This is a genomic window from Limnohabitans sp., assembly GCF_044361645.1.
Classification (GTDB): Bacteria; Pseudomonadota; Gammaproteobacteria; order Burkholderiales; family Burkholderiaceae_C; genus Limnohabitans_A.
Map to the genome: position 1 here is coordinate 1 of NZ_JBIKIL010000171.1, position 5,996 is coordinate 5,996.

Genomic DNA, 5,996 nt, shown 5'->3' on the forward strand with positions numbered 1-5,996 from the left:
GACCCGGCCATGCGCGAGCGCATGGCCCAGCTCAACCCCACCGCATCGGCCAAAGTGGCCAACCGCCTGCTGGAGGCCACCCGCCGCCAGTACTGGCAACCCGACGCCGAAACCCTGACAGCCCTGCTGCGGGCCGGCGAAGAACTTGAAGACCGCCTTGAAGGCATACAGGAAGGACTCCCCGCATGATCGAAACCACCAGCATCCCTGTGAACCGCATCCAGAGGGTACGCGGCGCAGACGGCGAAGGCAGCGTGCAGTTCCAGATGGACCCCAGCGTCAAGATCGGCACCGCCAAGGTGTTTGCGGTCTACGGCAAAGGCGGCATCGGCAAAAGCACCACGTCGTCGAACCTGTCGGTGGCCTTCAGCAAGCTGGGCAAGCGCGTGCTGCAAATTGGCTGCGACCCCAAGCACGACTCGACCTTCACCCTGACCAAAAAGCTCATGCCCACCGTGATCGACGCGCTCGAGACGGTGGACTTTCACGCCGAAGAGTTGCGCCTGGATGACTTCGTCTTCAAAGGCTACAACGGCGTGATGTGCGTGGAAGCTGGCGGCCCACCCGCAGGCACCGGCTGCGGCGGCTATGTGGTCGGCCAGACCGTCAAACTGCTCAAAGAGCACCACCTGCTCGAAGACACCGACGTGGTGATTTTTGACGTGTTGGGCGACGTGGTGTGCGGCGGTTTTGCAGCGCCCCTGCAGCACGCCGACCGCGCCCTGATCGTGACCGCCAACGACTTTGACTCGATCTTCGCGATGAACCGCATCGTGCAAGCGATTGGCGCCAAGGCGAAAAACTACAACGTGCGTTTGGGCGGCGTGATCGCCAACCGCAGCGACGCGACCGACCAAATCGACAAGTACAACGCGGTCACTGGCCTGAAAACCATGGCGCACTTCCCCATGCTGGACGAGATCCGCAAGAGCCGTTTGCAAAAGTGCACTTTGTTTGAGTTGGAGCCCACGCCTGCTGTCAAAGCGGTGCAAGACGAGTACATGCGCTTGGCTGCCGCCCTGTGGCTGGGGGCCGACCCGTTGCCGTCCATCCCGATGAAAGACCGCGACATTTTTGACCTGCTGGGTTTTGACTGATCCGCACGGCAAAAACCGCACCGAAAGCCCAGCCATGAACAGCACCACCGCCTACGAACAACGCCGCAGCCAGATCGAGCACTACTTTGACCGCACCGCGGCCGATGCCTGGGCCCGCCTGACCTCGAACGAGCCGGTGGGCCGCATCCGCGCCACCGTGCGCGCCGGGCGCGACACCATGCGCGAGACCCTGCTGTCGTGGCTGCCGCAAGACCTGACTGGCCTGCGCGTGCTGGATGCCGGTTGCGGCACCGGCGCCCTGGCCCTGCAGGCCGCCCTGCGCGGGGCCGAGGTGGTGGCGATTGATTTGTCGCCCACCCTGGTCAAGCTGGCCGCCGAACGCATGGCCGCCGAACACCCCACCCTGCCCGGCTCGGTGCAGTTTTTGTCAGGCGACATGCTCAGCCCCGATTGGGGTCACTTTGACCATGTGGTCTGCATGGACTCGCTCATCCATTACGACAGCGACCAAATCGCGCAAGCTTTGGCCGGTTTGGCGCAGCGCACACGCGGCTCCATGGTCTTCACCTTTGCGCCGCGCACGCCCCTGTTGGCCTTGATGCACAGCGCAGGCCGCTTGTTTCCGCGCAGCGACCGCTCGCCCTCGCTCTCGCCCGTGGCGCACGCTGACTTGCTCAAACGCATGCAGGGCCACAGCGACCTGACGGGCTGGCAAGGCGCGCGCATGCAGCGCGTGGCCAGCGGTTTTTACACCTCGCAAGCCTGGGAGTGGACCCGCGCATGAAACTGCACATCCCGGCCCCCCGCTGGCTGACGGCCTACGGCACGCGCTTCATGCCGTTTGCCGACGCGGCCTCGCCCGAGCTGCCCATGGCGCGCCTCTTGCGCCTGTCGCTGTTCCAGGTGGTGATCGGCATGGTGACCGCGCTCTTGGTGGGCACGCTCAACCGGGTCATGATTGTGGAGCTGCAGGTGCCCGCCTGGTGGGTGGCCTTGGCTGTGGCCATTCCCATGGTGTTTGCGCCGCTGCGCACCCTGATCGGCTACCGCAGCGACACGCACCCCTCGGCGCTGGGCCTGCGCCGCATTCCGTACATGTGGACCGGCACCTTGCTGCTGTTTGGCGGCCTGTCCATCCTGCCTTTTGCCTTGTTGCTGCTGTCCGAGCCCGAAAGCCCCAATTTCTGGGTGGGCCAGCTGGGCGCGTGCCTGGCTTTTGTGCTGGTGGGCACCGGCATCCAGGTCACGCAAACCGCCGGCATGGCCCTGGCCCACGACCTGAGCACCGACGACAAACGCCCCCGCGTGGTGGCCTTGCTCTACAGCATGTTGCTGGTGGGCATGATCGTCAGCAGCGCGATTTTTGGTTGGTTGCTCAGCGAGTTCAGCCCGCAAAAACTCATCCAGCTGGTGCAAGGCTGCGCCGTGGTGGTGGCCTTGATGAACCTGGCCGCCTTATGGAAACAAGAGGCGCGTGGCGCCAAGCGCGGACGCCGCGAGGCCGGTGGCTTTGCCAGCAGCTGGCGCGAACTCATGGCCGAGCCCCAGATGCGCCGCTTTTTGTGGACGCTGGCCCTGGGCACCTTCGCCTTCAACATGCAAGACATCGTGCTGGAGCCCTACGCGGCAGAAATCTTGAAGCTCGATGTGGGCGCGACCAGCGCCTTGACCGCTTTGAGTGCCGGTGGCGCTTTGCTGGCCTTTTTACTGTCGGCACGCTGGCTGGCTGGCGGCATGCATGCCTGCCGCTTGGCCAGCCTGGGTGTGCTCTTGGGCTTGCCCGCGTTTGCGATGGTGATTTTTTCTGGCCCCCTGGAGGCCGCTGGGCTGTTTCGCATCGGCGTGGGCCTGATCGGTTTCAGTGGTGGCTTGTTTTCGGTGGGCATGTTGGTCACCGCCATGGGCATGGCACAAGACGGCAGCCCGCTGGGCAAACTCGGCGGCCTGGTCATCGGCACTTGGGGCGCAGTCCAAGCCACCAGCGCGGGCGCGGCCATGGCGCTGGGCGGGGCTTTGCGCGACGGCGTGTCGGTGCTGGCCATGTCGGGCGCTTTGGGCGAGGTGCTGGTCACGCCCATCACCGCCTACAGCTTTGTCTACCACGTCGAGATGTATTTGTTGTTCGTCGTGCTGGTGGCCCTGGGTCCGATGTTGCGCGCCAGCCGTTTGGCTGAGCGGGCACAGGCCCAAAAAACCAGCCTCCCCCAACCCTTTGGCCTGGCACAACTGCCGGGCTGATGCACCGATTTTTTTGAAGGAGAACAGCCATGGAAACAGGCGCAATCACACAGTACGTCGATGTGGCCCAAATCGTCTTGTACATGTTCTGGGCATTTTTTGCCGGGCTGATTTATTACCTGGTGCGTGAAAGCCACCGCGAGGGTTACCCCATGGATTCGGGCCGCGAAAACGGCCCCAAGATCGAAGGCTGGCCACCGGTGCCCGAACCCGTGGCCTACAAAACCGAAGACGGCCACACCCACCTCTCGCCCGACCTGAACCGCCCGGACGGCGAATACAGCGCCAAACCCATGCACGGCTGGAACGGCGCACCCCTAGAGCCCCTGGGCGACCCCCTGCTGGCAGGTGTAGGGCCCGGTGCCTGGGCCATGCGCGCCGACGTGCCCGACATGGAGCACGGCCACCCCAAGATCGTGCCCATGCGCATCGCCACCGACCACTCGGTGGCCAAACACGACGTGGACCCGCGTGGCCTGCCGGTTTGGGGTGCCGACAAAGTCATCGCCGGCACCGTGGTGGATTTGTGGGTGGACCGCATGGAAATGCTGTTTCGCTACGCCGAAGTGCAGTTGGTCAACTCCGACAAACGCGTTTTGCTGCCCATGACCTTTGCGCGCATCAAAAAGGATGGCTCGCATGTGCAAGCAATACTTGCGCACCAGTTTGCCAACGTACCGCAAACCAAATCCAAAGACCAAATCACCTTGCTCGAAGAAGAAAAAATCACCGCTTACTTTGGTGCGGGCACTTTGTATGCGACGCCTGAGCGTCAGGAACCCATCATATGAAAGCCACCCACGAACACGAGTGGGAGGCCGCCCCCGGCTTGCCCAGCGCCCTGCCCAAGGGCGAGCGTGTGGTCTGGCAGGGCGCGCCCGACTGGAAGCGCTTGGCCATCCATGCGTTTCATGTGCGCAAAATTGCGCTGTACTTCGCACTCATGCTGGCGGTACAGGTCATCAACCTGACGGCCCCTGACAGCGGCGCTGGCTGGAAGCCCTTGGCAGAAGTCGACTGGAAACCCCTGGTCGTGGCCGCCAGCCTCTACGCCCTGGCCTTGAGCCTGCTCTTGGGCTCGGCCTGGATGTCGGCGCACAGTACGCTCTACACCTTGACCAACAAGCGCGTGGTCATGCGGATTGGCATCGTGCTCACGCTGACCTTCAACCTGCCCTTCAAACGCATCGCGGGTGCGTCACTCAAGACCCAGGGGGCTGGCACGGGCGACATCGCACTGGCTTTGCACCCCGAAGACCGCATCGGCTGGTTCCACCTGTGGCCACACCAACGCGCTTGGCACATCACGAAACCACAGCCCACTTTGCGCTGCGTGCCAGACAGCCAGCAAGTGGGCGAGCTGCTGCTGGACCTGTGGCGTGCCGAGCGTTCGGGACAAAACTTGCAACTGGGCGATGCAGCGGTCCCAAGCCACTCCTCGGCACCTCACCAAGGCCTGCTGGCATGAGCACCCTGCCCAAACACGACTGGCAACCCAGCCGGCCAGCCCCTCAAACCCAGGGTTTGAACCGGCCCATGGCCTGGATAGGCGTGATGCTGCTGGCCTTGCTGGTGGCCGTGGGCTTGGCCCGTTGGTCGGGCCTTGACCCACGCACCCCTGACGCCGCCGTGCAATGGCAGCGCGACCTGCAATTCACCGACCTGCCCAGCGGCGACATCGCTGTGCTGGACGCCAGCACAGGGCAAGCGGTGGCCCAGTTTTCTGGCGAGCAAGGTTTTTTACGCAGCACCTTGCGGGCACTGGCCCGCGAACGCCAGCGCTCGAGTTTGGGCAAAGAAGCCCCGTTCCTGTTGATCGGCCGCACCGATGGCCGCCTGACCCTGCAAGACCCCAGCACAGGCCAGCGCATTGACCTCGAATCGTTTGGCCCCAGCAACGCGGCCGTGTTTGCCAGCCTGCGACTGGCTGGCACAGACAACGCCGCCTTGAAATCAGCCCCCTGAAATTGAAACATCCCGCACCGGAGAAGCCCATGACCGCCACCGCCGTCCACACCATAGCAACCGCTGAAGATGCCAACAAAAAGGCCGTGCACGACGACATGATCAGCCCGCGTTTTTACACCACCGACTTTGCCGCCATGGACCGCATCAACATCGAGCCGGTGCGCGCCGAGTGGGACAAGATGATGGCCGAGTACGAGGGCGACAACAACCACGACCACTTCCAGCGCGACGAAGCCTTTGCCGGTGAAGTGGCCGCTGGCATGGCCAGCCTGTCGCCCGAGATGCGGCAAGAGTTCATGGACTTTTTGGTCAGCTCACTCACGTCGGAATTTTCCGGCTGCGTGCTCTACAACGAGATCCGCAAAAACGTCAGCAACCCCGACATCAAGCAGCTGATGACTTACTTGGCGCGCGATGAATCGCGCCATGCGGGCTTCATCAATTTGTCGCTGCGCGACTTCAACCTGGGCATCGACCTGGGTAAGCTCAAGCGCACCAAGAAATACACCTTCTTCAAGCCCAAATACATTTACTACGCCACCTACCTGTCCGAAAAAATCGGCTACGCACGCTACATCACCATCTTTCGCCAACTCGAAAAGTACCCCGAAAAACGCTTTCACCCCATCTTTCGCTGGTTCGAGTTGTGGTGCAACGACGAGTTCCGCCACGGCGAAGCTGTTGCCCTGATCATGCGCGCCAACCCCAAGTTGCTGAGCGGCGGCAACAAGC

8 protein-coding genes are annotated in these 5,996 nt (G+C 63.1%); all 8 read left to right on the forward strand.

Going from position 1 to position 5,996, the window contains the following annotated elements; genetic code table 11:
• On the forward strand, window positions 1-189 hold a 189-nt coding region (locus ACIQ39_RS18165), incomplete at its 5' end, for a cobaltochelatase subunit CobN (protein WP_396435993.1).
• Entirely contained in the window at window positions 186-1,097 is a 912-nt protein-coding gene (gene bchL / locus ACIQ39_RS18170; protein ID WP_396435994.1) for a ferredoxin:protochlorophyllide reductase (ATP-dependent) iron-sulfur ATP-binding protein, read from the forward strand. The genes ACIQ39_RS18165 and bchL, both read left to right, overlap by 4 nt.
• A gap of 34 nt (window positions 1,098-1,131) precedes the next feature.
• Entirely contained in the window at window positions 1,132-1,842 is a 711-nt protein-coding gene (gene bchM / locus ACIQ39_RS18175; RefSeq protein ID WP_396435995.1) for a magnesium protoporphyrin IX methyltransferase, read from the forward strand.
• Window positions 1,839-3,296, forward strand: coding sequence for a BCD family MFS transporter (locus ACIQ39_RS18180; RefSeq protein ID WP_396435996.1), 1,458 nt, complete (start codon window positions 1,839-1,841; stop codon window positions 3,294-3,296). The genes bchM and ACIQ39_RS18180 overlap by 4 nt, the downstream gene beginning before the upstream one ends.
• A 29-nt stretch (window positions 3,297-3,325) precedes the next feature.
• Window positions 3,326-4,087 (forward strand): photosynthetic reaction center subunit H, encoded by a 762-nt coding sequence (gene puhA, locus ACIQ39_RS18185; RefSeq protein ID WP_396435997.1) that lies wholly within the window; start codon window positions 3,326-3,328, stop codon window positions 4,085-4,087.
• On the forward strand, window positions 4,084-4,764 hold the full coding sequence (gene puhB / locus ACIQ39_RS18190) for a photosynthetic complex putative assembly protein PuhB (RefSeq protein WP_396435998.1): 681 nt from the start codon (window positions 4,084-4,086) through the stop codon (window positions 4,762-4,764). The genes puhA and puhB overlap by 4 nt, the downstream gene beginning before the upstream one ends.
• Window positions 4,761-5,261, forward strand: a complete 501-nt coding sequence (puhC, locus tag ACIQ39_RS18195; RefSeq protein WP_396435999.1) for a photosynthetic complex assembly protein PuhC — start codon at window positions 4,761-4,763, stop codon at window positions 5,259-5,261. The genes puhB and puhC overlap by 4 nt, the downstream gene beginning before the upstream one ends.
• A gap of 29 nt (window positions 5,262-5,290) precedes the next feature.
• The coding region (gene acsF / locus ACIQ39_RS18200) for a magnesium-protoporphyrin IX monomethyl ester (oxidative) cyclase (protein ID WP_396436000.1) at window positions 5,291-5,996 on the forward strand (706 nt) is incomplete at its 3' end.

Coding starts and splice junctions, on each gene's coding strand:
- bchM (WP_396435995.1), top strand. CDS start 1,132: ATGAACAGCACCACCGCCTACGAACAACGCCGCAGCCAGATCGAGCAC.
- ACIQ39_RS18180 (WP_396435996.1), top strand. CDS start 1,839: ATGAAACTGCACATCCCGGCCCCCCGCTGGCTGACGGCCTACGGCACG.
- puhC (WP_396435999.1), top strand. CDS start 4,761: ATGAGCACCCTGCCCAAACACGACTGGCAACCCAGCCGGCCAGCCCCT.
- bchL (WP_396435994.1), top strand. CDS start 186: ATGATCGAAACCACCAGCATCCCTGTGAACCGCATCCAGAGGGTACGC.
- puhA (WP_396435997.1), top strand. CDS start 3,326: ATGGAAACAGGCGCAATCACACAGTACGTCGATGTGGCCCAAATCGTC.
- puhB (WP_396435998.1), top strand. CDS start 4,084: ATGAAAGCCACCCACGAACACGAGTGGGAGGCCGCCCCCGGCTTGCCC.